23 protein-coding genes and 1 other RNA gene are annotated in these 26,221 nt (G+C 25.7%); 10 read left to right on the top strand and 14 right to left on the bottom strand.

Translation table 11 applies throughout. From position 1 onward, the window contains the following. Nucleotides 1-61: 61 nt before the first annotated feature. Nucleotides 62-1,201, top strand: coding sequence for a hypothetical protein (locus tag BRSU_RS03775; protein ID WP_048593862.1), 1,140 nt, complete (start codon nucleotides 62-64; stop codon nucleotides 1,199-1,201). 4 nt (nucleotides 1,202-1,205) lie between these two features. On the opposite strand, the gene dxs is transcribed toward BRSU_RS03775, so the two are convergent. Beyond that, nucleotides 1,206-3,059 carry a 1-deoxy-D-xylulose-5-phosphate synthase gene (gene dxs, locus BRSU_RS03770; protein ID WP_048593861.1) on the bottom strand — a complete coding sequence of 618 codons (1,854 nt, stop codon included), beginning with the start codon at nucleotides 3,057-3,059 and terminating at the stop codon, nucleotides 1,206-1,208. Nucleotides 3,060-3,388: 329 nt separating this feature from the next. On the opposite strand from dxs, the gene pyrB reads away from it, so the two are divergent. From pyrB to BRSU_RS03755, 3 genes are all read left to right on the top strand, one after another. Further along, on the top strand, nucleotides 3,389-4,468 hold the full coding sequence (pyrB, locus tag BRSU_RS03765) for an aspartate carbamoyltransferase (RefSeq protein ID WP_048593860.1): 1,080 nt from the start codon (nucleotides 3,389-3,391) through the stop codon (nucleotides 4,466-4,468). 16 nt (nucleotides 4,469-4,484) lie between these two features. Next, complete coding sequence (locus BRSU_RS03760; RefSeq protein ID WP_048593859.1) at nucleotides 4,485-5,717, top strand: dihydroorotase; 1,233 nt, start codon at nucleotides 4,485-4,487, stop codon at nucleotides 5,715-5,717. 77 nt (nucleotides 5,718-5,794) lie between these two features. Then, complete coding sequence (locus tag BRSU_RS03755; RefSeq protein ID WP_048593858.1) at nucleotides 5,795-6,841, top strand: DUF3089 domain-containing protein; 1,047 nt, start codon at nucleotides 5,795-5,797, stop codon at nucleotides 6,839-6,841. Between the two features lie 100 nt (nucleotides 6,842-6,941). Here the strand turns inward: BRSU_RS03755 and BRSU_RS03750 are convergent, their stop codons facing one another. The 5 genes from BRSU_RS03750 to BRSU_RS03730 all read right to left on the bottom strand — a co-directional run bounded on the left by BRSU_RS03750 (nucleotide 6,942) and on the right by BRSU_RS03730 (nucleotide 11,126). After that, nucleotides 6,942-7,517, bottom strand: a complete 576-nt coding sequence (locus BRSU_RS03750; protein ID WP_048593857.1) for a TIGR03943 family putative permease subunit — start codon at nucleotides 7,515-7,517, stop codon at nucleotides 6,942-6,944. Nucleotides 7,518-7,534: 17 nt separating this feature from the next. After that, on the bottom strand, nucleotides 7,535-8,362 hold the full coding sequence (locus tag BRSU_RS03745) for a metal ABC transporter permease (RefSeq protein ID WP_048593856.1): 828 nt from the start codon (nucleotides 8,360-8,362) through the stop codon (nucleotides 7,535-7,537). Further along, nucleotides 8,359-9,051, bottom strand: coding sequence for a metal ABC transporter ATP-binding protein (locus tag BRSU_RS03740; protein ID WP_048593855.1), 693 nt, complete (start codon nucleotides 9,049-9,051; stop codon nucleotides 8,359-8,361). The genes BRSU_RS03745 and BRSU_RS03740 overlap by 4 nt, the downstream gene beginning before the upstream one ends. Next, entirely contained in the window at nucleotides 9,051-10,067 is a 1,017-nt protein-coding gene (locus tag BRSU_RS03735) for a metal ABC transporter substrate-binding protein (RefSeq protein WP_048593854.1), read from the bottom strand. The genes BRSU_RS03740 and BRSU_RS03735 overlap by 1 nt, the downstream gene beginning before the upstream one ends. 450 nt (nucleotides 10,068-10,517) lie before the next feature. Beyond that, on the bottom strand, nucleotides 10,518-11,126 hold the full coding sequence (locus BRSU_RS03730; RefSeq protein ID WP_048593853.1) for a hypothetical protein: 609 nt from the start codon (nucleotides 11,124-11,126) through the stop codon (nucleotides 10,518-10,520). Between the two features lie 142 nt (nucleotides 11,127-11,268). Here BRSU_RS03730 and BRSU_RS03725 point away from each other — a divergent pair, with 142 nt between their 5' ends. Then, nucleotides 11,269-11,913, top strand: coding sequence for a cyclodeaminase/cyclohydrolase family protein (locus BRSU_RS03725; RefSeq protein WP_048593852.1), 645 nt, complete (start codon nucleotides 11,269-11,271; stop codon nucleotides 11,911-11,913). Nucleotides 11,914-12,239: 326 nt separating this feature from the next. Beyond that, nucleotides 12,240-12,536 carry a helix-turn-helix domain-containing protein gene (locus tag BRSU_RS03720; RefSeq protein ID WP_048593851.1) on the top strand — a complete coding sequence of 99 codons (297 nt, stop codon included), beginning with the start codon at nucleotides 12,240-12,242 and terminating at the stop codon, nucleotides 12,534-12,536. A 14-nt stretch (nucleotides 12,537-12,550) separates the two neighbouring features. Here BRSU_RS03720 and BRSU_RS03715 read toward each other — a convergent pair whose 3' ends face one another. The 4 genes from BRSU_RS03715 to BRSU_RS03700 form a co-directional block, all read right to left on the bottom strand. Next, complete coding sequence (locus BRSU_RS03715; RefSeq protein WP_048593850.1) at nucleotides 12,551-13,651, bottom strand: glycoside hydrolase family 3 N-terminal domain-containing protein; 1,101 nt, start codon at nucleotides 13,649-13,651, stop codon at nucleotides 12,551-12,553. Beyond that, nucleotides 13,615-14,565: a glycoside hydrolase family 3 N-terminal domain-containing protein gene (locus BRSU_RS03710; RefSeq protein ID WP_048593849.1), complete on the bottom strand. Its 951-nt coding sequence runs from the start codon at nucleotides 14,563-14,565 to the stop codon at nucleotides 13,615-13,617. The genes BRSU_RS03715 and BRSU_RS03710 overlap by 37 nt, the downstream gene beginning before the upstream one ends. Before the next feature lie 101 nt (nucleotides 14,566-14,666). After that, the gene (locus BRSU_RS03705) at nucleotides 14,667-15,620 is read right to left on the bottom strand and encodes an Rpn family recombination-promoting nuclease/putative transposase (protein WP_048595130.1); all 954 of its coding nucleotides are present in this window, start codon (nucleotides 15,618-15,620) and stop codon (nucleotides 14,667-14,669) included. Between the two features lie 217 nt (nucleotides 15,621-15,837). Next, a complete protein-coding gene (locus BRSU_RS03700) occupies nucleotides 15,838-17,055 on the bottom strand; it encodes a DegT/DnrJ/EryC1/StrS family aminotransferase (RefSeq protein WP_048593848.1) in 1,218 nt (405 codons plus the stop codon). A gap of 235 nt (nucleotides 17,056-17,290) precedes the next feature. Between BRSU_RS03700 and BRSU_RS03695 the strand changes: the two genes are divergently transcribed. Next, nucleotides 17,291-18,058, top strand: a complete 768-nt coding sequence (locus BRSU_RS03695; protein ID WP_048593847.1) for a sulfite exporter TauE/SafE family protein — start codon at nucleotides 17,291-17,293, stop codon at nucleotides 18,056-18,058. A gap of 330 nt (nucleotides 18,059-18,388) precedes the next feature. On the opposite strand, the gene BRSU_RS03690 is transcribed toward BRSU_RS03695, so the two are convergent. After that, complete coding sequence (locus BRSU_RS03690; RefSeq protein WP_048593846.1) at nucleotides 18,389-19,816, bottom strand: PDDEXK-like family protein; 1,428 nt, start codon at nucleotides 19,814-19,816, stop codon at nucleotides 18,389-18,391. A gap of 329 nt (nucleotides 19,817-20,145) precedes the next feature. Here BRSU_RS03690 and rnpB point away from each other — a divergent pair. Both rnpB and BRSU_RS03680 read left to right on the top strand, forming a co-directional pair. Next, nucleotides 20,146-20,486: RNase P RNA component class A (gene rnpB / locus BRSU_RS14215), an RNA gene on the top strand. A 101-nt stretch (nucleotides 20,487-20,587) separates the two neighbouring features. Continuing rightward, the gene (locus BRSU_RS03680) at nucleotides 20,588-21,427 is read left to right on the top strand and encodes a glycosyltransferase family 2 protein (RefSeq protein ID WP_048593845.1); all 840 of its coding nucleotides are present in this window, start codon (nucleotides 20,588-20,590) and stop codon (nucleotides 21,425-21,427) included. 6 nt (nucleotides 21,428-21,433) lie between these two features. Here the strand turns inward: BRSU_RS03680 and BRSU_RS03675 are convergent, their stop codons facing one another. From BRSU_RS03675 to BRSU_RS03665, 3 genes are all read right to left on the bottom strand, one after another. Further along, nucleotides 21,434-22,990: a hypothetical protein gene (locus tag BRSU_RS03675; protein ID WP_048593844.1), complete on the bottom strand. Its 1,557-nt coding sequence runs from the start codon at nucleotides 22,988-22,990 to the stop codon at nucleotides 21,434-21,436. A 66-nt stretch (nucleotides 22,991-23,056) separates the two neighbouring features. Further along, the gene (locus tag BRSU_RS03670) at nucleotides 23,057-23,659 is read right to left on the bottom strand and encodes a hypothetical protein (RefSeq protein ID WP_048593843.1); all 603 of its coding nucleotides are present in this window, start codon (nucleotides 23,657-23,659) and stop codon (nucleotides 23,057-23,059) included. 107 nt (nucleotides 23,660-23,766) lie between these two features. Next, a complete protein-coding gene (locus BRSU_RS03665; protein WP_048593842.1) occupies nucleotides 23,767-24,537 on the bottom strand; it encodes a hypothetical protein in 771 nt (256 codons plus the stop codon). Between the two features lie 255 nt (nucleotides 24,538-24,792). On the opposite strand from BRSU_RS03665, the gene BRSU_RS03660 reads away from it, so the two are divergent. After that, nucleotides 24,793-25,629 carry a class I SAM-dependent methyltransferase gene (locus BRSU_RS03660; RefSeq protein ID WP_048593841.1) on the top strand — a complete coding sequence of 279 codons (837 nt, stop codon included), beginning with the start codon at nucleotides 24,793-24,795 and terminating at the stop codon, nucleotides 25,627-25,629. Nucleotides 25,630-26,221: the final 592 nt, after the last annotated feature.

The raw sequence follows: 26,221 nt of genomic DNA, 5'->3' as shown, positions 1-26,221 counted from the left end.
AATCATTTTATATCGATTAATTCCGATATACTATTAATGAAATATTGAAAGAGATTGAAAATTGAGCAGTAAAACAACAGAATTTTATAAAACATTCAGATATTGTGTTCCTTCCGATAAAGAAATAGCAAAAAAAGAAGAAGAAATATTAGAAAATATAATAAATATGTCTACCAAAGATATTACAGCCTATATGAGGCAATATATTATCAAATTAACTTATTATCGTAAAAATTTCTTAGATGTAGAAACTGCAGAGCTTATATGTAAAATGCTATTGGAAATAAGCTTTGTATTAAGAATACAATATATTGATTATTTAAAAGATAAAGAAAGTAATACATTAAAAAATGATGATTATGAAATAAATAATCTATCAAAAATACTTCAGCTTCTAATATCGGAAATAGCTATTATAATATCTACAAAAGAATATGAAACAGATAGCATGTTTAATAATTTTAGTGCTTTAAAATCTGATACTACTATAGGTCATAGTATTAGAGTATTTATAATGATAATTGAAGCAGTAAATTTCTTTAATAATAAACTTAATCAAGGCGCTGCCAATAAAATGAGAATTGACTTCAAAAAAACATATTATAAATATTCAGAAAGGATATACCAAAGATATAATTTAATTAATGAAGTAAATACATTAGATTCAAATGTAAAATTAGGCATAAGAAAAATAGAAAATAATACTATTTCAGAAATTGCTATAGGTGTATTAATGCATGATATTGCCTTGGATAAAGAAAAAGATTATATACCTATGCCAAATGAAGAAAAAGACAATCATTCTATAAAAGACTATGGTTTTACTAAATATTTTATGAGGGGTAATGAAGGAGTAGCCTTAACAGTATCTTTACATCATGAATATTATAGTCATGGATACGGACTTTTCACAGAATTATATAAAGCAGTATTAAGAAGAAACCCTCATCATAAAATAGAATATATAGTATCTTATGATTATAAAGATATATTAACATTACAAAGTCTTACATATCTTCCAGCAAAAATGCTTGAAGTAATTGATGTTTATGATACTCTTACAAAAAATATGAAAAAAACTCCTAAAGAAGCTATTTTCTTTATGACAGAAAATTTCTTGGAAAAAGATATAATGCTTGATCCTATAATGACTGATATATTTATAGAATATCTAAAAGAAATAAAAAAAATAAAACTATAATAAATTAAAAATAACTTTTAATAGTTTCTTTTATACCTTCTTTATCTAATTTGTAAATTTTTAAAAGCTCATCTCTAGTAGCAACTTCAAAAAACTTATCAGGCAAAGCATGAAGTTTAACATTCTTATATATTTCATTATCAGACATTAATTCTAATATAGCACTTCCAATACCGCCCTTTTTTATACTTTCTTCTATTATTAAAATTTTATCCGCTTTTCTAATCATATTTAAAATAGTTTCCTCATCTAGCGGCTTTAAAGTAGAAAGATTTAATATTGAAGAGTCAAAATTAATTTCATCAACAGCATCAACTATATCAATAAGCGTAGGACCGTAACTTATTATAAGATTTTTTTGTTTATTAGATTCTCTTACAATATGAGCATGTCCTATCTCAAAATTATCAGCTACAATATTAGCCTTTAATTCTCTCACAGCCGATTTATTATATCTCATAACTGTAGGACCTTTATATTCTACAGATTTTTTTACCATATCCTTAAAATCTTTTTCTCCAACCGGAGCCATAATTGTAATATTAGGTATGATTCTTAAAAAAGATACATCAAATACACCCTGATGAGTATCTCCGTCTTCAGGAACAAGACCTGCCCTATCTATCATAAGTTTAACATTAGCATTCATTATACCAATATCATGTATAACCTGATCATATCCTCTTTGAAGGAATGTAGAATACAAGCATACAAAAGGTATTATACCATTTTCAGAAAGTCCAACAGCAAAAGTGATGGCATGCTGTTCTGCTATACCTACATCAAAAAATCTATCTTTAAAAAGTTTTGCATATTCAGTTAAACCTGTACCCGATTCCATAGCGGCAGTTATTGCAACAACATTTTTATTTTCTTCGGCTACTTTTATTATGCATTCTCCTGCTAAATTAGAAAAAGTTTTTGAAGAAGATTTACTTTTTAATTCTCCAGTTTCTATATCAAAAGGTCCTATACCATGAAATTTAGATGGATTTTCTTCTGCTACTTTGTATCCTTTACCTTTAATAGTATTAACCTGAACTAATCTAGGTCCTCTTATTGATTTTGCCTTCTGAAAAGTACTGATTAAATCTTCAAAATTATGACCATCAACAGGACCAAAATATTTGAATCCCATTTCTCTAAAAGCAATTCCAGGAGCTACAAAAGTTCTAATAGCCCCTTTTCCTCTATCTATAAATTCATTAGCAATATCTCCGAAAGGTAAAGTAGATACAAGTCCCCTAACCTTCTCTGATGCTTCCTGAACTAAACTGTCATTCAATGTAGTATTTAAAAATTTAGATACAGCACCTATATTTTTACCTATAGACATTTCATTATTATTCAAAACTATTATTATATCTGTATTTGTATGTGCAATATTATTCATAGCTTCTAATGCCATTCCGCCAGTCATAGCACCATCTCCAATAATAGCTATAACATCACCTCTAAGTTCTAAAAGTTCTTTTGAACATGCTAATCCATAGGCAAATGATAATGAAGTAGATGAATGCCCTGTTTCTTCAATATCATGCTCAGATTCTATTCTTTTGGGAAAACCGGATATTCCTCCGTAAGTTCTCAAAGTATTGAATTTATCTTTTCTTCCTGTGAGAATTTTATGAGTATATGACTGATGCCCTACATCAAATATAAATGCATCTTTAGGAGAATCAAATAAATAATGAAGTACCAAAGTTAAATCTACCACTCCTAAATTACTTCCCAAATGTCCACCTGTATTAGATACATTATTTATTAAAAACTCTCTTATCTCTGAAGCTAATAATTTTAATTGTTCTATATCTAAATTTTTTATATCTGAAGGAGTATTGATAGATTCTAAGTACATACATAACCCTATAATTAAACTTTGAATTTAATTATAACCATAAAACATTTTATTTCAATATACTAAAAATATATAAATTATAAATTTATACTTGCTTTTTTTAATATACATGATATAATCCGTTCAATTTGTAAAGAATAGGATAAAAAATGAAAAACATGTTTCTTAAATACAAGATAATTTTTTATTTGCACGCCTATTCTATTTATTTAAATTTAATAATTTGGAATTTTTTAAAAAGGAATAAAGTTGTTATCTTTAACAATTTTATTCCTTTTTTTTATGCTAAATTTCAATAAAACAATTAACTATTTTTTAAGGGAGAAATAATGAGGAACTTTATATCTATTAAAGAGTTATCAAAAGAGGAAGTTATCGAAGTATTAGATGTAGCTAAGGAGTTGGATAACACTGATAGTAGAGAAAGAAGAAAATTAATGGATGGAATGATAATGACAAGTATATTCTTTGAACCTTCTACAAGGACAAGATTATCATTCACATCAGCTGCTTACAGATTGGGATGCAAAGAGTTAGGATTTGATAACCCGGATCAAAGTTCGATAAAAAAAGGAGAATCTTTAAGAGATACTATAATTATGGTTTCTGCCTATTCAGATATTATAGTTATGAGGCATAGTATTGACGGGGCTGCTAAATTTGCTGAAGAAGTTACAAACTGTCCTATAATAAACGCTGGAGATGGTGCTAACGAACACCCTAGTCAAACTTTATTGGATTTATATACATTGAGAGAAGAATTAGGGACTATAGAGAACCAAAAAATTGCTTTTGTAGGAGATACAAGGTACGGAAGAACTGTTCACTCTTTAGTTGATGGTTTAATGATGTTTAATGGTGAGTTCTATTTTATATCTCCTGATGTTATACAAATACCTGATTATATATTAAAAGAATTAGATAATGCAAATATAAAATATAAAAAACTTAGTAATTATGAAGAAGTATTGAAAGAGATAGACTGTTTATATATGACTAGGGTACAAAGAGAAAGATTTGATGATATCAATGAATATGAAGAAGTTAAACATGCATTCAGAATATCAAAAGACAATATTGTTGGAAAATGTAAAGATGATATGATAATACTTCACCCTCTTCCAAGAGTTGATGAAATTAATATAGATTTAGATGATACAAAATACGCTAAATATTTTATACAGGCTAGAAATGGTGTTCCTACAAGAATGGCTATGATGGCTTTGGCTACAGATGCTATAAAACCTAAGGTAAAAAGAAAAGAAATGAACTATGAAGTTGTAGAAAATAAAGAAATAGTTTGTCCTAATAATAAATGCGTTACACATTTTGAGGAAACAAAAAATAGAGTTGTAAAGAAAGGTTATGGAGATTTCTGTTATTACTGTAACAGAGAAATAGGAAAATAAATTATTCAGGTAAATTATGATAATCAAAAATGCTAAAATTCCAAATAATGAAAAAATAGTTTCTATAATAATAGAAAATGAAAAAATAAAAAATATAGACTATGATAATAACTTTGAAAAATATATATCTGATAATAAAACAGATGATATAATAGATGCTAATTACAATTATGTGCTTTCAGGAATAATAGACCCTCATACACATATGAGAGATCCTGGACTTACACATAAAGAAGATTTTAATTCAGGAAGTAAAGCTTGTGCCAGAGGAGGTGTTACAGTATTTTTAGATATGCCTAATACTGTACCAAACACTATTTCAAAAGAAAATTTACTTTCAAAAAAATCTATGATGATTGGAAAATCTTATGTAGATTACGGCTTTCATTTTGGAGGAAGCAAAGCAGATAACAGCGATGATATAAAAAATATTATCAATGATGCAGCATCTACAAAAATATTCTTTAATGCATCTACAGGAAATATGCTTGTAGAAGATGATAAAATATTAGAAAAATTATTTGAAGCATCAAAAATAGTTACTGTTCATGCTGAAGATAAAATGGTTGATAAGGCAATAAAAATAGCAAAAAATACTAATACTCCATTATATTTATGCCATTTATCACTTGAAAGCGAAATTGATTCATTAAGGAAAGCAAAAGACTCTGGAATGATAATTTACGGAGAAGCTACTCCTCATCATTTATTTTTAAATACTGAAGATGTAAATAAAAATGATAGAAATAAAATGCTGCTTAGAATGAAGCCTGAATTAAGAGAAAAATCAGACAATAAAGCATTATGGGATGCAATATTAGACGGCACTATAGATACAATAGGAACAGATCATGCTCCTCATTTGATAAGCGAGAAATTAGAAAAACTTACATTCGGAGTTCCTTCTGTTGAACATTCTCTTGAATTAATGCTCAAAAAAGTTAATGATAATACTATAGATTTAAAATTACTTACAAAAATCATGAGTGAAAAATCTGCTGAAATTTTCTCTATGAAAGATAAAGGTTTATTAAAAGAAAATTACGATGCCGATTTAGTAATAATAGATTTAAATGATAATTCAGAAATAGAAGAAAAAGATATAATTACTAAAGCAGGCTGGTCGCCTTATATAGGTTTCAAAAGAGGCGGAAAAGTTTTAACTACTATAGTACGCGGAAATATAGTATATAATAATGGCAAATTCACTGACAATTATATAGGAAAAGAGATAACTTATAATAATTAAAGCGAGTATAACAATAATAATAATTTGTTATTGATTTTAATTTTTATACATTATAATATTTATTTTATTAAAAAATAATGAGAGGAATTCAAATGATAAAAATTAAAATCTTTATTGCTATTTTATCAAGTATTATAATTCTAAGCTGTTCTGCAAATAACAATAATACAGCAGAAACAAAATTAACCGATTATTCAGACAAAAATAATTGGCTTAGTATACCTTCAACATCAAATGAAGTAGATGTATTTTATCTATACCCTACAACATGGAGCAGAGCAAATAGCAATGACAGTATAGTATGCCCAATAGACTATGAGCCAATGAGAAAAACTGTTACAAATTCAATGCTTGAACAAACAGGAATATTTGAAGAAGTTGGAAATGTATATGCTCCGTTTTACAGACAGGCTGATGCTTTATATTTAATGAATACAAATAATAACATAAGCAAAGAAGAACAAAATAAATATTTTTATTCTTCACCTAAAGAAGATGCAATAGCAGCATTCGATTATTATATTAAAAATTATAATAATGGAAAGCCATTCATATTAGCAGGACATTCTCAGGGTGCTATGATGATAAAAGAAATATTAATAGACTATTTCAAAACAAATGAAAATTTAAAAAACAGAATGGTAGCAGCTTATATATTAGGATATTCAGTTACTCAAAAAGATTTAGATGAAAATCCTCATTTGAGATTTGCAAACAGTGAATATGATACAGGAGTAATAATTTCTTATAATACAGAAGCACCAGATTTTAATGGATATAACCCTACACTTCTTGAAGGAGCAATTTCAATAAATCCTATAACTTGGACATTGGATGAAACTTTAGCAACTAAAGAACAGGGTTTAGGAGCTAATATATCTCATAATTATGGAAATCCTGATGCTAATATAGTTACAAATGCAGGCAGCCCTTCAAAGATAGCCGATGCTAAAGTAGATAAGGCAAGAGGCGTTATAAAATGCAGCACTATAAACCCTGATGATTTTTATGTTAGAGGCGGTGGAGTTTTTGAAAAAGGCGTTTACCATGTTTATGATATTGCTCTTTATTATTATGATTTAAAAGAAAATGTAAGAAAAAGAGTAGGAGCTTTTTGGAAATAATTATATAAATTAAGCCATAAAAATGGACAGGATAATATATCCCTTATTATCCTGCCCGCAACATGGTTTATAAAATATAAATATACGAAATTATCAAAAGTTAATTAGCGACAAATTCTTTGCCCCTTTTATCTAAAACATTCAAACTTATAGCATTAAGCCTTACAGTTTCATAATTATCTATCTCTAATATTTCTACAACACCCACAACTTCTATCCAATCCTGAGGATTAGGTATATTACCTTTATAATCAAACTCAAATCCAGCAACACCATCATATCCGCAGCATCCAGGTCCATATCTAAATACAAAATTAAGTTTCTCACCTGTTTCTTTATCAGTAAATCCGTCATATATTCCTTGCAATTTTATTATCTTTCCTCTGTAATCATCAGGATTCAAATAAACATCATTGCATTGATTTATAAACATTCTCTCTTTTATTTCTATTACATTATTCATATCAAGTTTTGATGTATCTATTTTATCCTGTTTAAGCTCATTATTATTTTGAGAATTATTGGCAGATTTACTTTCTATACCGCTGTAATCATATTTTTTTTGAGGTATATCTACATAATTTTTTTCTATATCAAACCAACCGTCATTGTATTCTTTTTTTGAGCAAGAAGAAAATGCTAATAATACAGCAAATAAAAATAATACTTTTTTCATATACAATATTCCTCCTTTTATTTAGCCCCTAATTTTATAAACCTTCCTACAATAGAAAAAATTAAAAGCATAGCTAAATTTACCATAACAATGCATGCTCCTGTAGGATATTCAAGCTGAAAAGAAGCTATCATCCCTATAAAAAAGCATAATACAGATAATATAGCCGATGAAATTACCACGCTCTTAAAAGTATTAAATACACGCATAGAGGTAAGTGCCGGAAATATTATCAAACTTGATATAAGCATAGCTCCCATCATTCTCATACCTAATACTATAATCAAAGATGTTAGTATAGATATAAGCATATTATAAAATTCAGCATTTATTCCAACAGCACGGGCAAAATTCTCATCGAATGTTACTAAAAATATTTTATTATAGAAAAGAACATAAAGTACTATAACTACAATACTTACAGCAATACTTATATAAACATCGCTTTTGCTCATAGCAAGTATACTTCCAAACATATAATTACATACATCTGTATTTATACCTGTTTTCACAGTAATGGCTATAATACCAACCGCTAAAGATACACTTGAAATCAAAGCAATAGCAGCATCACCTTTTATTTTACTGTTTTCACTTAATCTTAAAAGCAATATTGAAGCAATAGCAACTATAGGTATTGAAAGCTGAAGAGTAGAAAATCCAAACATTAAAGAAAGAGATAATGCTCCAAATCCTACATTAGAAAGCCCAATACCAATCATAGAATATCTTTTTAAAACTAAGTTAACGCCTAAAAGTGCCGCACATAATGATACTAATATGCCGACTATAACAGCCCTCACGATGAAGGTATATGAAAAAAGTTCCTGAATCAAAGCAATCATCTCATATCCTCCCCTGATATTCTTTTGTATATATCCGTTTTTGTATAATCTTCTGTGCTTCCAAAGAAAAGAATATTTTTATTTATATGAAGTATTTTATTAGAGTATTTAACTGCATTCGATATATCATGCGAAACCATTATAATAGTTACTTCATCATTTAATTTTTTTATTAAATTATATAAATCAGCCGTAGCTATTGGATCAAGTCCTGTAGAAGGCTCATCAAGTATAAGTAATTCTTTAGTAGAACATAATGCTCTTGCTAATGCCACTCTCTGCTGCTGTCCTCCTGATAAATCTTTATATGACTTATTTTTTAAATTTTCTATATTAAGTTTTCTTAAATTATCTAAAGTGATTTTTTTATCTTTAGAAGTGTAAAACGGAAGAAACTTTTTCTTATTTAATCTTCCTGAAATAACAACTTCAAATACGCTTGCCGGAAATGATTTCTGAACTATTCCCTGCTGAGGTAAATATCCTATTTCATTTTTCTTTATGCTGTTAAAAGACACGCTTCCTTTTTTAGGTTTTATTAGTCCTAGTATTGTTTTTATTAAAGTGGTTTTACCAGAGCCATTCTCACCTATTATAGAAAGATAATCTCCTTTATTCAAAGAAAAATTGATATTAGATAATACCTCATTGCTGTCATAAAATACCGATAAATCTTTTATATTCAACATCAATTTAAACCCTTTTTCAAACTCTCTAAGTTATCCCTCATAATAGATAAATATGTAACACCTGAATCAAATTCTTCTTTTGTAACATTTTGTCCTGAATGAAGCTTTAATTTTTCTGCCCCTGTTTGTTCTATCAAAGTATTTGCTATTTTTTCATTACTTAATTCTATATAATACAAATAAGGTATTTTATTGTCTTTAATATAATTCATCAAATAAGCTATAGTTTTTGGGCTTGCATCTACCTGACTGCTGCATCCTGTGAAAGGTGCTCTATATTCCAATCCATATTCCTCTGCTAAATATCTGAAAGGAAATCTATCACCAAATACTATATTTTTTCTTTTAGATGAGTTTACTGTATTTCTTATTTCTTCATCTAAAACTGTTAATTCCTGATTATATTTATCAGCATTTGCTTTATATACATCAGCATTATTAGTATCAATTTCGGATAATGCATCACATATAGCTGTAACCATTAATTGAGCATTTTTTGGAGAAGTCCATATATGTTCATCGTAAATTCCTTCATGAGTATGACTTTCTTCAATATGATTTTCATGCTCTTCATGATTTGCTTCTTCTTCATGATTATGATCTATGTCATGCTCCATACCTTCTACAATCTCTTCATCTAATGCTTTTACATAATCTATAAGTCTGATTATCTTTTTACCATTAGTATTCATAGAAGATATAATTTTTTCAGCCCAAGCCTCACTTTCACCGCCTATATAAATAAATACATCAGCATTTTGTATATCTATTACATCGGCAGGTGTAGTATTAAATGAATGAATCTCTATACCAGGTTTTATTATCATTTGAAGATTTACATTATCTCCAGCTATATTTCTTGTAAAATCATATATTGGAAATATTGTAGTTACTACTTTTAATTTACTATTATCAATTTCTTTATTATTTTCATTACTGCTTTTATTAGCATTATTACATGAAACAATAATAATTGAAAATAATAAAGTTAAAAAAATTAATATCTTTTTTTGCATTTAAAAATCCTTTATATTAAAATTATATAACAAATTAAATCATTAAAATATAAAAGATCTTAAATCAATTGATCAGCTTCACCTTCAGGCTTGTGGGGTTATTATTTAAAGAAAATATATACTTTCTTATTTTTACAAAAAATATACATGAAATAGATAAATATATTATCACAGAATTATATATATTATAAAATTTTATTATCTTACTTACCGCTTTCACTATAGAAAATATTTCCATACAAGTTTCGCAATTTTCGCTTAAATGATGTACATGATGATGCGAATGATGAATTACATAAAATGCTGGAAAAACATATACAGATAGGATAAAAACAAGTAATATTAATACTAATCTCATAATATTGCTATTATAATAGATAATAAATAATTGTCAATTATGAATATTTATTTTTATTGTTCAATATGAAATACATATAATAATATTTTTTATTATAATTCGATATATAAAACAGGATTATTCATACCTGAAAATATAGGAATTTCTATTAAAAATGCATCTCTTAAATCATAAACATTAACATCTTTTACATCATCATAAGAAGAAAGATAGCATGAACTTACAGTCGGTATATAAGATTTTGAAACTATTAATTTCATTTTCATAGAACTATACATAGATTCATATTCTTTATATTCAGATGTATTTTCAGAATCTTTAAAAGGAGTAAATAAAAATTTATTTCCATTTCTTACAGGCAATAATGAATTATCATCTTCAGTTATATCACTTTCCTTCAAAACACCATTTACATAAAGTCCTATTTCATTATCATTATTTATATGTTTGAATTTAAAATTTCTAGGATAAGAATCTCTAGCTTCACTTTCCATATCTCTTAATATATCTTCATAATAATAATCAGGAACTCCTTCTTCATAACCTTCTGAATAGGCTGCCAATTCTATTAAAGATTTAGACACTGTAACTATTGCCACAACTGTTACATTTTTATTCCCATCTACAGTTACATACTGAGTATAATCTAAACAGCTTACAAAAAATAGACAAAGAAATATAGAAAGTATAATATTTTTCATAAAAAATCCTTAATTTTACTTCATATATAATACCATAAAAATAACAAATAACAATACAATATTATATTTTTACTATTGATATTTATTTTATGATATATTAAAATCAGGTAAAATAATATACAAATATTTTCGGAGTTATTATATGTCAAAATTAATCGATAAAAAATTAGCAGATTATATCAATGATGTTGATAGTTCTCTTCCTGCTCCAGGAGGTGGAAGCGTTATGGGAGCTGTAGGAAGTTTGGCTTGTGCATTAGCTGGTATGGTTGGACATCTTACAGTTAATAAAAAAAAGTTTTTGGAATTAAGTCAAGAGGAACAAGATAATTTTAATAATGCTATAGAAAATATAAAAAATATAAAAAGCAGATTAATGGAGATAGTGGATAAAGATGCAGAAAGTTTTAATGCATTTATGGAAGCTATGAAACTCCCTAAAAATACAGAAGAAGAAAAAGCAAAAAGAAAAACTGCTATATCTGAAGCTGCAAAAAAAGCTATAGATATTCCTTTCAGTGCTTTAAAATCTTGTTATGAATTAATGCCGTTTTTTGAAATAGTAATTAAATACGGAAATAGCAATGTTGTTACAGATATTGCTTCAGCTTATGTATTAGCATTTGCATGTGCTAAAGGCTCCGTACTTAATATCAATATAAATATACCTCTTATAGATGATAATACATTTTTAAATAACATAAAAATAAATACAAAAGAATATATCAATACTATAGAAAATAATTTTTATAACATAGAAAAAGAAATATTATTATTTAGAATATAATAATATAATAATATTTATTATGTTTCTTTTTGTATAAAATTATGTTATAAATATAAGACTTTTTATACAAAATTCTAATTTTATTTTTTCATATTGATATTTTATTCATATTATGATAATCTTTATCATACAACAAGGGTTTATAAAATATATATTGGAATAAAAATATATTAGATTATCTATATATTTTGACATAATTTACCTAAATTATTTTTTGATATTTAACAAATATATTTTATTCTTTGACTATATTTTTATAATTTTATTCTTAAAAATCTCTCTATCCTTAATGTTAGTTATATGTATTCTTTTAATAGGAGGTTCGAATGAGTATAACAACTAAACACATGATATCCTTAAGTGAAGAGGAGAAAGAAAAAATCAAAGAATTTATTAAAAAGGAAGGAAAATCAAAAAGACTCATTTCTAGAGCAAATATCATTTTGGCATTAAATGAAAAGAAAAACACAGGACTTACTCATACTGATATAGCAAAACAATATAATGTTACTTACCACACTGTAGTAAACATTATTAATGAATATGTTAAATCAGGATTAGATGAAACTCTAACATATAAGAGAAATCCTAACAGTAATAGGAAAAAGAAACAAGCCAATTGAAATTAATGATATTTCTATGTGCGGGATTTAGTATTTTCGGAAATTATCTTTAATAATCTCGCACATGAAATGATATCAGCATCTATATCTTCAAACATATACTCTACATTTTCATATACATTGCTTATCAAATTAATACCAAAATTAATTCCTTTATCAATGCTTCCTGTCATAGCCAAATCATCTGTAATAACTACCCCATTAAAACCTAAGTCTTTTTCTAATATATCAGTATATTTTTTTGACATACTAGCCGTATTTTTATTGTCTATATATTTATTTTTTATATGAGCAACTAAAACCATTTCTGCTCCTGCATCTATACCGCTTTTAAAAGGAATAAACTCATTCAATAATAATTCATTTGTAGTTTTATTAATACTTGGAAAATCATTATGAGAGTTTACAGCAGTATCTCCATGTCCTGGAAAATGTTTTAATACACTTATTATTCCTGCATCCCTTTGGGCTTTCACTGTATTTGAAACCATTTCCGCAACTATATTAACATTTGTTGAAAAACTTCTATTATATAGATAAGAATTTGTATCATTAGGAACATCACATAAAGGACCTAATATCATATTAATTCCTAAATCTAATAAGAACTTAGATTTCTGATAAGCTATATTATAAGCATATTCTGAACTGTTTGAATCTCCTATATTCTTTGGAGATATATTTTTTAATTTATCAAAATTAATGCGATTAACCTCTCCTCCTTCCTGATCTATAGAAATTAACATATTTGGATTAACATATTTTCTTAAATCTGATGTTAACTTCTTTAATTGTTTTTCATCTGTGATATTATAATCAAATAGTATTACACCCATTATATGATTATCTTTAAGAGTTTTAATAGTTTCTTCAGAAAGCACCTTATCTTTTATACCTACCATTAAAAGCAAACCTTTTCGCTCTTTATCACTCATTTCAGAAACTTTATCTATATAATCAGATAAATCAGGATAATTTTTTTTCAATTCAGATATATACATGCTATCTCCAATTGCATTTGAAGCAGTTTTACATGCATATATAAATAATAATATCAAAATTAAATACAATACAATTTTCACAATTTTTTCATTAAATTTAAGACTTTTGAGCATACTTCCAGATCCGTTTCTTTTAAATTATTTTTTATCATATTTTTTATATTTTTGTTTCTATAATAATTATAGGAAAAAACATTTATTCCATAACCAATTATATTTTTATTATCATTAATATAATCAGTCATTATAATGCCTTTAAACTTCATATTGTTAATAAGAAAATCTCTGCATTTATCAGTATTTTTAATATGCGACATCACTATAATATCAGCATTAGCTTTTATTCCTGCTAAGAATGTTTCTCTATTATCCAATACGCTTTCTACATTATCTATTTTTTCATCTATATATAACTCATCATCATAGTATTTTGGAAAATATTTTAATGCAGTTATAATTCCTGCATCTTTTTGTGCTTTTACAGTTTGATATATAAGTCTTGAAGCAAGTATTTTATCATTTGTAAATATATTCTCTTTTAAATGTGATTTTTCATTACAATAGGTATTGCATATAGGAGATAAAATCATATTAATACCTAAAGACTTTAATTTTAATGCTCTTTGATATGCTATTTTATAAGCATATTCTTCGCTTTCTCTCTCTCCTATATAACTAGGATAAACTTTAAACTTCTGATGATATGCTATATTATAAGTAGATTTATAATCCTGATCTAATGTTATGAATATTTTTCTATTAATACTTCTTTTAATAGTTTTTATAATATTAGAAAGTGTATCAATATCTAAATTATCAATATTTATTATAATGCCTGATATTTTAGTATTATTTATTATGTTAATTAATTCATTATCATAATTCTTTACAGAGATAAAACTTAATATTTCTTTTGCATTATCAATATTATTTATATATGTTTTTTCCTCATTATTATTAAAATGAGTGATGAATAAAAAAACTAATAAGAAAAATAGTATTATAGTGATTATGATAATATACGACATTATTATTTATAACAACTTTCAAAAATATTTATTTTTTTATAATAAATTTGTTAGTAGTTTATATTTAGAAAATTAATTGATAGACACTCACAAGTTTTTTATTATAGTTTTTCTATTTCTTGTATACTCAATCCTGTATTTTCACTTATGAACTTTATATCTAAACCAGATTTTTTGAGATTTTTAGCTACTAATATTTGATTTTCTTTAATGCCCTCTTTAATACCTTCTTTAATACCTTCTTTAATACCTTCTTTAATACCTTCTTTAATACCTTCTTCTTTAGCCTTCTTTATATCTAACTCCATACTTTTATTAAAGAAATATGTATCTACTTCTCGTTTTTTATATTTATCCATTACAGGACTATCATTAACAAATGTACGGCATTTTTTTTCTACTTCTTCAAATATAGTATTTTCTTTCATTAATGTAGACATATCTTCCCCCTTAAAAAATTTAACCCAAGAAATGAATTCTTTATGTATATTATCTAAACCTTCTATTGCAGAAGTATTTTTTAAATTGAATTTAGGAAGTTCAACAAAATGTAATTGGCAATGATCTGTTAGAATTTTATTATTACTTAATTCTTTTAATATATAACAGCTATGAACCTTATCCTCATCTGTTAGTATAAAGTTTGTAATATTGATACTTACAGTTGGCTTTAATTCATCATAAAAAGAACCTCTATTTAAACTAGAACTATAATTATAAGCCCAATAATATAAAGCTCTTTTTATAAAATCTTCATTTCCTCTGGATTGTATTTCTATTAAAACAGTTATTCCTGTTTCTGTAGTAGCCTTAATATCTACTATAGATTCTTTTTCATCATAATTTTCTGAAATATTGAACGGATTTAATATTTCTATTTTATTAAAAGTTTCAAAATTTAAATCTTTAAATACAGCATTAATAAAATTTAAAGCTATATTTTCATTTCCTTCATGTGAAAATAAATAGCGTACAAAATAATCATTGATTCTATTTAAATTTTCAATTGTAACAGGTTCATTTAATATTTGTTTTAATTTATCTAAATCTTTCATAACATTATTATACAAAAAATAATTATAAAAGTAAAGTTTTAATTATTTTCTTACTTTTATATGTAAGTTAAATAACAATTGATTAGAAATAATATTAAATTTTAATTGATTTTGATATAGAAAAAGTTCATAACAAATAAAAGGCTCTAGTTTTTTAATTAACTAAAGCCCTTTTATTTTATAAATTAATTATAGTTTATAAAACTTTTATCATATATCAAAATTCATTTAAATACTTAATTATGTTAAGTGCTATATACTCAGCATCTTCTTCTTTTAATATGCTGTATAAAGGCAATGTTATTTGATTTTTATATAAATTAAATGCATTTTTATAATAATCCATTTTGTAACCCAAATCTATATAAGCCTTATGTGCAGGCAAAGGCAAATAATGAACATTTAATGTTATACCTAATTCTGACATTTTATCTATAAATAAATCTCTGTCTTCTTCTTCAAAATCCTGTATTCTTATTAAATATAAATGATATGAAGATTCACTGTAATCATCTTTAAAATTAGGGAGTATTATTCTTTTATTTTTACTTAAAATATAATTATACATATCCACTATTTTTTTTCTATGATTAAGCATAGAATCATATCTTCTTAACTGTGATAAACCAATAGCGGCATGCAAATCACTCATATTACATTTATATCCTGGCAATTCTATATTATATCTCCAAGCTCCTTTACCGCCTTTATTCTTATCGAAAGCACTTTTATTTTGTCCATGTAAAGATAATACAGAAAGTTCTTTGTATATATCATCAGCATTTATATTTCCTATTTCATTAAAAGACAATGCGCCGCCCTCTGAAGTTGTTATATTTTTTACAGCATGAAAAGAGAAAGAAGACATATCAGCCTGTGAACCTGTTCTTTTTCCTTTATAAACGGCACCTATTGAATGAGCTGCATCAAGTAAAAATAATGGTCTTTTTAATTCTTTTTGATATTTATTTTCTGATGCCTTAAATAATTCTTTGTTGCTTTCTAAAATATTTATAATAGCATCATAATCGCAAGGTTTTCCTCCAATATCAACTGCAATAATAGCTTTAGTTTTATTAGTAATAGCTTTTTCAAGTCTTTCTAAATCTATATTAAAATCATCTTCTTTTGCATCTATGAATACCACTTTAGCACCCAAATGAACTACAACATTTGCAGTAGAAGCATAAGTATAAGCAGGTACTATTACTTCATCACCCTCACCTACTCCGAATATTTTCAATGCCAATTCCATAGCTGATGTAGCGCTGGATAATAACTTTACTCTTTTTACATCTATATATTTACAAAGCTCTTCTTCAAATTCTTTATTTACCGGTCCTGTTGTAATCCAGCCTGATTTTAATACATTAACTACAGCCTCTATTTCACTATCTGTTATATCCGGAGGGGAAAAAGGTATTTTCTTATTCATATTTCATATCCTTCATATACAATATTATGTTTAGTTTACATATTTAAAAATTATGTTTACTAAATAATTACTATATAATATATAAAAAATAAATCAATAAGAATTAATATAAATTATTTGACAAAAAATCATCAAAGATATAATATCTATTGCTAATAAAAATTGTTTTTTAAAGCTCTGTTTAAGTAAATTTACAGATGCCTTCAATTTTTATAATCCATTATAAGATAAAAATATGCTTAGTATAGAAAATTTAATTATAATAATTATAGGCTGTTCCATAGCTGGTTTCGTTGATGCTGCTGCAGGAGGCGGCGGACTTATAAGTTTACCTGCATATCTGATAGCTGGTATTCCTCCTCATACGGCTTTAGCTACAAATAAACTCACTTCCACATCAGGAGCTGTAGTTTCTGCTTTTACATTCTTCAAAAATGGAAAACTCACAACCAAACTAATAAAGTTTTTGATACCTATGACAATATTAGGCTCTATTGTTGGAGTTCAGGTTATTGTACTTATAGATGCAAAAGTATTGCAGCCTTTAATAATGATACTTATTTTAGCTGTTGGTATTTACACTTTATTTTCAAAAACTTTCGGTACAGAAAATCAATTCGATGAAAATAATCTCAAAACTAAAAACTATATAACAGGAATGTTCTTTGCTTTTCTTTTGGGTTTTTATGATGCAGTATTCGGACCCGGTACAGGAAGTTTTTTAATAATGTTTTTTGTACTTTATTATAAAATGGATTTTCTTCTTGCCTCTGGTAATGCTAAGGCTTTGAATCTTACAAGTAATTTATGTTCATTAATAATATTTGCTATAGAGGGAAAAGTTAACTATATGGCTGGTGTATTCGTTATACCTTTTATAATGACATCAACTTACTTCGGTGCTAAGTTCGCTATAAAGAAAGGAATAAAAGTTATAAAGCCAATATTCGTAACTATTTCCTTACTAACTACATTAAAAATTTTATTAGATATCATTAGATAACAATATAGTAGTATATACCTAAACAACTATATTTTGTCAATTTTTATATTTTGTAAATATATTATCAACTTTTTTGTCGCACACGCTCTGCGGACTTCGTCAAAGTTGCAAAAAACGCATATACTACAGCATTATATTTTAAAAATATATATTAAAAGTAGTTTAATACCTTAAATTTTAGTAAAAAACGTAGTCCTTTTGCTTCTCGCCGTAGGCGGGCTTCGCCTGGGTCACCAAAAGAAGTAGGGGTTCGGGGAGTAGTCCCCGAAAATAATAACAATATAAAAACGAATTTTGACAAAGTTAAAAATTTTCGTATATATCAAATAATCATAAATTATTTTTCAAAAGATTATAAAGCTTAATCATAGCCTCAGCAATTTCCTCTGGGCTGTCTTTTTCTGTATCTATATAGTATACATATGGATTTCCTTCTTCAAAATTACTAAATATTTCCTTTATCGAAGACTCTTTATTTTTTAATTTTTTATAACTTTTTTCATTTTTATCTGAGTCACTATAAATAGAAAACTGAAATGTACCTGATTCATAGTGATATTCTAATAATATATCAGCATTATAATTATTTAAATTGTATTTTATATTATGACAAAAATCTTTACTATAAGGATTGTCTTTTATATTTTTAGTAATTTCATCTATTTTTTTATAATAATAAGATTTATCATCTGAATTTTCATTTAAATATTTGATTACTTTATCAGTAAAAAACAATATAGGTTCAAGTGATATATCTATTTCTTTTTCATTAATAATATCTATAACACTATTAAATATTTTTTTATATTCTTCCGCCTCCTCTACAGTTTGTATGTCTTTAAAAATATTGTCTTCCAATAGTGTTCGTATTTTTTCTTTTGTCATATCAAGCTCCTTTGTATTATTGCTTATCATATTGGCATTATGTATAGTCTGTATCATAGCAGATTTCAAAAGCCTATAATCTTTTATATATTTATTATCATTACCTGATTCATCATCATTTTCATCAAATAATGACTTATATTTATCTAAAATTTTCTCAAGCCATAAAGCTATATCGCTATGCTTTAATGTTTGAAAATTATTTCCAAGTTCTTTTTTGGATTTTTCTGATAAAGTATAAGGTTCATAGCCTGAAGGAGTGAGAAAAATCATATATAATTTTTTATAATTATCTTTTTTCTTATTCTGATAATAATCATCTAATTGATTATCTTGCTCTCCAGCGTATATTTTATTTTCTATTATAATTGCAAAGTCTTTTTTATAAGATATAAATAAATCTATTCTTCTGCTGCCTGCATATTCTTCTCTTTTTATTTTTATATATGAATGATTTATTTCTTCTAATTCTTCAATACTCTTAAATCCATAATAACCCCATTTAAATTTATCATTTAAATAAATTAGAAAATCTTTAACAAAACTTAATTTAGTAGCTTCATTCTCTATATTTATTTTAAGAAACTCGGCAAGTAAATTACTATTATAATTCTCATGTCTTTGTAAATTTACCACATCAAATATACAAAATTGATGAGGAAATTTTTTCATTTCATTTTTTACTTCTTCTATTATTATTTTAATTTTAGAGAAGATTTCATTTAATCTATTTGTTTTTAATTCTTCTTCATATAAAAATGATTTATGAATAGAATATATAGTATTGCTTACAGCGTTATATTTTTCTTCTTCATCTTTTTTGAATTCATTTATTAAGGTTAATAATGTGTTTTCAATAATTTCTTTATTCATATATTGATTATAATAAACAAAAATAAAAAATCAATTAATTTAATATTAAAAAAATTATTTACACACCCCGCTCTATATCTCTATTATTTCATTTTAAATTTTAATCTTTATTTCCTTAATGCTTCAAATAAAAAAAGCATGCCCGCCCAAGTTTTGATTAGATTTATAATTAACTAAACGCACGATTAAGAAAGTATTTTTAATATTAATAATATGCAGATTATAACTTAATTTATATTTGTTATTTTATTTACCGTGCGGTATTGAATTTTTTAATTAAATAAAAATAATGATTGACATTTTATAAGTTTTATAATAGAGTAATTGACTATGCGGAGTGGGTAAACGCGGTATTTAATTAACTAATACTGAGGAAAGTCCGTACCTCTAAAGGGCTTCATGCAAGCTAACGGCTTGAAGGCGAAAGCCTATGGAAAGTGCAGCAGAAAATATACCGCCAATTTGGTAAGGGTGAAAAGGCATGGTAAGAGCATACCGCATTTATGGCGACATGAATGGCAGTGTAAACCCCATGAGAGGCAAGAGCAAACAGAAACGGATTGCCCTTTTCCTATGTTTCAGGTGGCTCGCTAAAGCATTGTAGTGATATAATGCGCAGATAAATGTTTACCTTAAATGACAGAATACGGCTTATAGCTCCGCTTTTTATTATAATCTAAACATTTATAAAATTAAAATAATTAAATCATATTGTTATTTTTTTATTATGAATATATTATTTATTAATCATAAATAAATATTGGTAAATAAATGGTAAGCATAATTATAACAACTAAAAACTCAGAAAATTTCATTGCTGATTGTATCAATGCAGTAAAAAATTCTAATTATAAAGACACAGAAATAATACTAGTAGATAATAGTTCAACTGACAAAACTGTGGAAATAGCAAAAGAATTGGGAGCAAAAACTTTTATTAAAGGCCCAGAACGTTCTGCACAAAGAAATTATGGTGCTGAAATGTCAAGCGGTGAAATAATAGGATTTTTAGATGTAGATATGACTTTATCAGAAAATGTTATAACAGAATGTTTGGAAATTTTTGAAAATAATAAAGATGTTCAGGCTATTTATATACCAGAAAAAATTTACGGAGAGAGTTTCTTTAATAGAGTAAGAAGTTTTGAACGTTCTTTTTATGATGCCACAGTTATAGATGCTGTAAGGTTTTTTAGAAGAGAAGCATTTATAAAAATAGGCGGCTTTGATTTAAACTTAAATGGCACAGAAGATTGGGATATAGACAGAAGAATAAAAGAAATAGGACAAGTTGACATAATAAAATCACCATTATATCATCATGAAAATCATACTTTAAAACAATATATAGTAAAGAAAAGTTATTATGCATCTAATTTTGATAATTACTTCAAAAAATGGGGACATGATGAAACAACAAAGAAACAATTTGGTATGTTTTATCGTTATATAGGCGTATATGTAGAAAAAGGAAAATGGAAAAAACTGCTTCTACACCCTATTTATTCAATATCAATGTACTTTTTAAGGTTCTTGATAGGAGTTGTTTATATACTTTCAAAATTTAACATATCAAAAAAAGAAAATGTTTATAAAGATAATAAAAAATAAACATACCTATTTTTGTTCTTTTTTATAAACAATATAAATATTATTACTTGATATTATTGGCAGATTAATAATATTTGTATTATCCTTAGTATTTTCCAAATAATAAATAATATTAGCACTATTTGTAACTTCATTCCAATATCCATTTTTATTATAAACAAACCCCATTTGACTAAAATAAAGTGAACCATTTTCTATAATAAATTTTTCACCATTAGCATCATTAGCTATATTCTGAACTGTATCAATATAACTTTTCCATCTATATGGCTCCTGATAATTTTTATAAAACACCACTATATTAAAAGTCATGGCTATAGCACTAAATATATAAAATATAGAGAGATAATTTATATATTTATATTTTAAATTGATTTTCAAGCTATACAGTAAATACATCATAGGAACAAAAGATAAAGCAAATGCTCCATATTGATATCTAAATTGACCTGCTATACCTCTGCCTAAAAATGTTACAGCTATAGTTACTGGAAAATATAATAAGAAAATTAACATTAATTCCTTTACTAAAATCAATGTTTTATCATTAGTTTTTATATCAAATTTATATCTTTTATATTTAAAAAAAGTTATTACAGAATATAGAAAGGCTGTTAATATTACTAATATAGATATTATAAGCACAGCTAAAGTAAATACAAAAAAAGGATTATTTTGCAAATAAAAATTCATTATTTTTTCAAAATTATTAGCTGAATACATAACAGAAAATTCATTTGTAGGAAACATTAATAAAGAATGAACCTGAGGAAAAGGAAATACATTTCTTAAATCACTATTAACAGAAAAATTAAGCATTTTATTTGTATTATAAAAACCATTTTTTATTTCGGATACTAAATAAGGTAAATAAGTCAAAAATGCTAAAAACACACCCATAGCAAGAGCCTTAATATTTTTAATAGTATATTTATATCTTATAATAAGATAAACTATTACTGTAGGAACAATTCCATAATAAACGGCAAAGTGTGCCTGCCCCATTAATGCCAATAAAGGAAAAAACATCATAGCTGGAATATATGGTTTATCACCTATAATATATTCTCCAAGTAATGGTATTAGAAGAAAAGATAATGAAAGCGTTATATTAGGATTATAAAATATATTATTGGTATATACAAAATATATATTAAACAATGTTAATACAGATAATATTGACATTATAGATATACCAAATCTTTTATAAACCCATAATAAAAATATTACTGCCGGTAAAAACATTGTAATAAAATTAAACACTCTCGTTAACTCTATATTTTCACTAGCTAATTTATAGCAAGTTAAATAATGTAAATAAAAAAATCCGCCCGGTACACGTGGAGCTACTTCTTCAGTAAGCGGTCCCATTTGAAATCTAGCACCTACTACCGGCATAGAATTATTATCATAATATCTTTTCATATCATAAAAATGTGTGAGAAAATCTACAAAATCTGTACCCGCTTTTGGGAAAGAATACACTCTTGTAAATATAGTTAAAGAAATAGATATTATTAATAAAAATATAGAAATATAAAGTGTTGTTTTACTATTATTCATAATCAAAATAATCCAAAAAAATTATAGGTTATAATATCATATAATAATATTTTTACAATACAACTATTAAAATTCTATTATACCATTAAATAATTGTTTATCTCTCCATTTGATAAAATCTTTATAGGTTGTAATATGATATTTTAAAACAGCTTTATAATATTCTATACCCATTATTTTTATATCATCAGGAGTTTCATATTTTAATTTTAATATTGTATTTCTTTTTTCTTCTGTAAGCATATTCATTATATCGTAAGCAACTTTTTCAAAATATCCGTCATAATAAGAACCTTCTAAAATATGAATAATATCAATCTGCCAAATTTCATTATCATCTTTATCATTGTCTTGATAAAATAAATGCCATTCTATACAATGCTCATCTGTATCTATTAAATTTGTATAAGTAACTTTTTTTATTTTTTTATTTGAAGCTATTTTTGATATTGCTGAAAAACTTTTTTCTATATTTAATTCAGCGGTATAAACATGAAAATCAATATCTATATTTTTCATTAAAAGTCCCATTCTCAATGAACCAACTAAATTAATTCTGGCACCAATATTTTTGAAAACGTTCTCAATATCAAGATCTTTTATAATACTAAATGCTTTTTTCTGATTGTTATTAGCTATATCTATAATTTCATTAATATTATTATTCATAATTTAAACCTGCTCTAAACATTAAAAAATAAAAAAGAAATAGTCATCTTTAATAAAGATAAACTATTTCTTTTTATTATTCAATAATTATAATATTTTATTTTGTTTTATTTTGTTCTAGGTCCGAATTTAAATCCTAATTGTAAACCTATATCAAAACTAGAGTAATTAACTTCATCAACTACTAAAACATTATTACCTAACCAATTTGATGGAAGATCTGCATTGATTGAATATAAATTAGGCTCTACTCCGAAATCATATCCTAGATATAAACCTATATTAAATGCCATTCTTTCTGTAAAGAAAATAGAATAATCAAAAGTAAATTTGATATAAGGAATTACACCTGATTTAAAATTTCTTTTCATATAATCTGAATCTATTTTTGTATCAGCAGTAAGCGAACCTACTTTTGTATGATAGTTTCCAGCCATAGGAAATTTAATACCTCCTCCAATTCCTACAGCAAAATTGAAGAAATTGAATTTAGGAAGTATACCTAACTGTATACTTTCAAAAGAATATGTATATGATATGTTTTTATTAAGTTTACTAATATAAGAATAAGTATCATGACTATATCCTACTTCACCAAGAACGCTTAATCCCAAATTATCAGTAAACTTAAACATATAACCAAGCTGAGCAGTTAAACCTATATCAAAACCAATTCCGCTATTTCTTCCTACATTATTTCTTATTTCACCATTAAGCCAAACATCAGCATTTTCAGCTCTATCAGTTAAATCATAATCATAAATACCAACACTCATTCCAACAGGTACATTTAATATAAACTCAAAACCTCCATCAATTGCAAATGATGTAGATACAATAAAAATAAACATTACAATAGAAAGTACTATTTTTCTCATAAGTTTTCATACTCCTTAATAATTTAATATGTATATTTAAACTTTAACATTTTAAAGATATTTTACAATACAAAAATTATTATTTTACATATACTAAATATGAAATATTGATGCATATATAAAAAAAATTCAATAAAAAAACAAATTATATGGATGTTCAGTTTTAATAATATTTTACATTCTTGACAATTTAAAATTTTATAGTATAAAGAATTAACATAATATTAATTACATTCATTAACTTAAGGGAAATAGATGAAAAAAGGCAAAAAATATGAAATAAAAAAATTAAGAGTGAAAAAACATAAAAACCTCTTACTTGTCAAAAGCGACAGCGAAGAAGATAAAAAAAAATTAGAAATTATTAGAGATATACTCATAAATGATAATGAAGATCAATCTAAATATGATTTACATAATTACTTTTTGGATAATAAAGGAGAAGCTATTTTCAAACATCTACCTTTTTTTGATATATATGAAAGACATTTCTCTAAATACAGAGGTAAAGATATTAATATGATGGAAATCGGTGTTGGCAGCGGTGGTGCTGTAAAAATGTGGAGGGAATATTTTAGAAACAATAACCCTGAAGCCAATGTCAACATATATGCAATAGATAGAAACCCTAAATGCAAACAATTTGAACAGGATAATATAAAAATATTCATAGGCTCTCAAGATGACAGAGAATTTTTAAAAGAAGTAAAAAGCCAAATTCCAAAATTAGATATTTTAATAGATGACGGCGGACATAGAATGAATCAGCAAATAACTACTTTTGAAGAGATGTATGAACATGTAAAAGATGATGGAATTTATTTATGCGAAGATGTTTATACTTCATATTGGCCTAATTTCGGAGGCGGTTATAAAAATCCTAACTCATATATAGAATACACAAAAAATTTAATAGACTCACTTAATGCTTATTGGGCTACTGAGGAAGACGATTTATATCCAAATGCTTTTACAGACAGCACATATTCTATTCATTATTATGACGGTATAGTAATAATAGAAAAAAGAAAAAGAGATACTAGATATAATGATATATGTCAGCAAGCTATCATAGGTAAAACTAAAGAATAATATATAATAATCACTTACCTTTTCTTTTTGCCAATATATAAGCAAAACTATCAAAATACTTCATAATACTTTCATCTGTATTATATTCGTTTTAGGTATAGTATTAACAGAAATATAATTTCTTCGTATATGAATTTAATATATGCATAAATGTTTTTTATAATTTATATTCCGATAAATAAGAATAGTTTTTATTATTGTTATAAAAATAATAAAAATTTAAATGCTATAATTAATGCTAATTTTAAAGCTATAAATGAGCAGCTGATAACTAACGAAGGAAGTTGTCAGCTTATTAAAAGCGAGTTTATAGCTAGCAATAATAAAAAATATAAAAAGTGAGCCGAAGCCAGCAAATAAATTTATTTATTTGCTCATTGCAGGCGTACCAAGTAGGCACCATACAGGTGGGCGAACATAGCAATAATAAAAATTTTGAGTGTCTGATAAGGTTATTTGTCAGAAGTTTTTATTTATATGTAATAAATAAATTATAATTAGTGATAATTTTAAAGCTATAAACGAGCAGCTGATAACTGACGAAGGAAGTTGTCAGCTTATTAAAAGCGAGTTTATAGCTAGCAATAATACT

It is taken from the genome of Brachyspira suanatina, assembly GCF_001049755.1.
In the GTDB taxonomy this organism is placed as follows: domain Bacteria; phylum Spirochaetota; class Brachyspiria; order Brachyspirales; family Brachyspiraceae; genus Brachyspira; species Brachyspira suanatina.
This window is presented reverse-complemented; position numbering and strand designations above follow the sequence as displayed.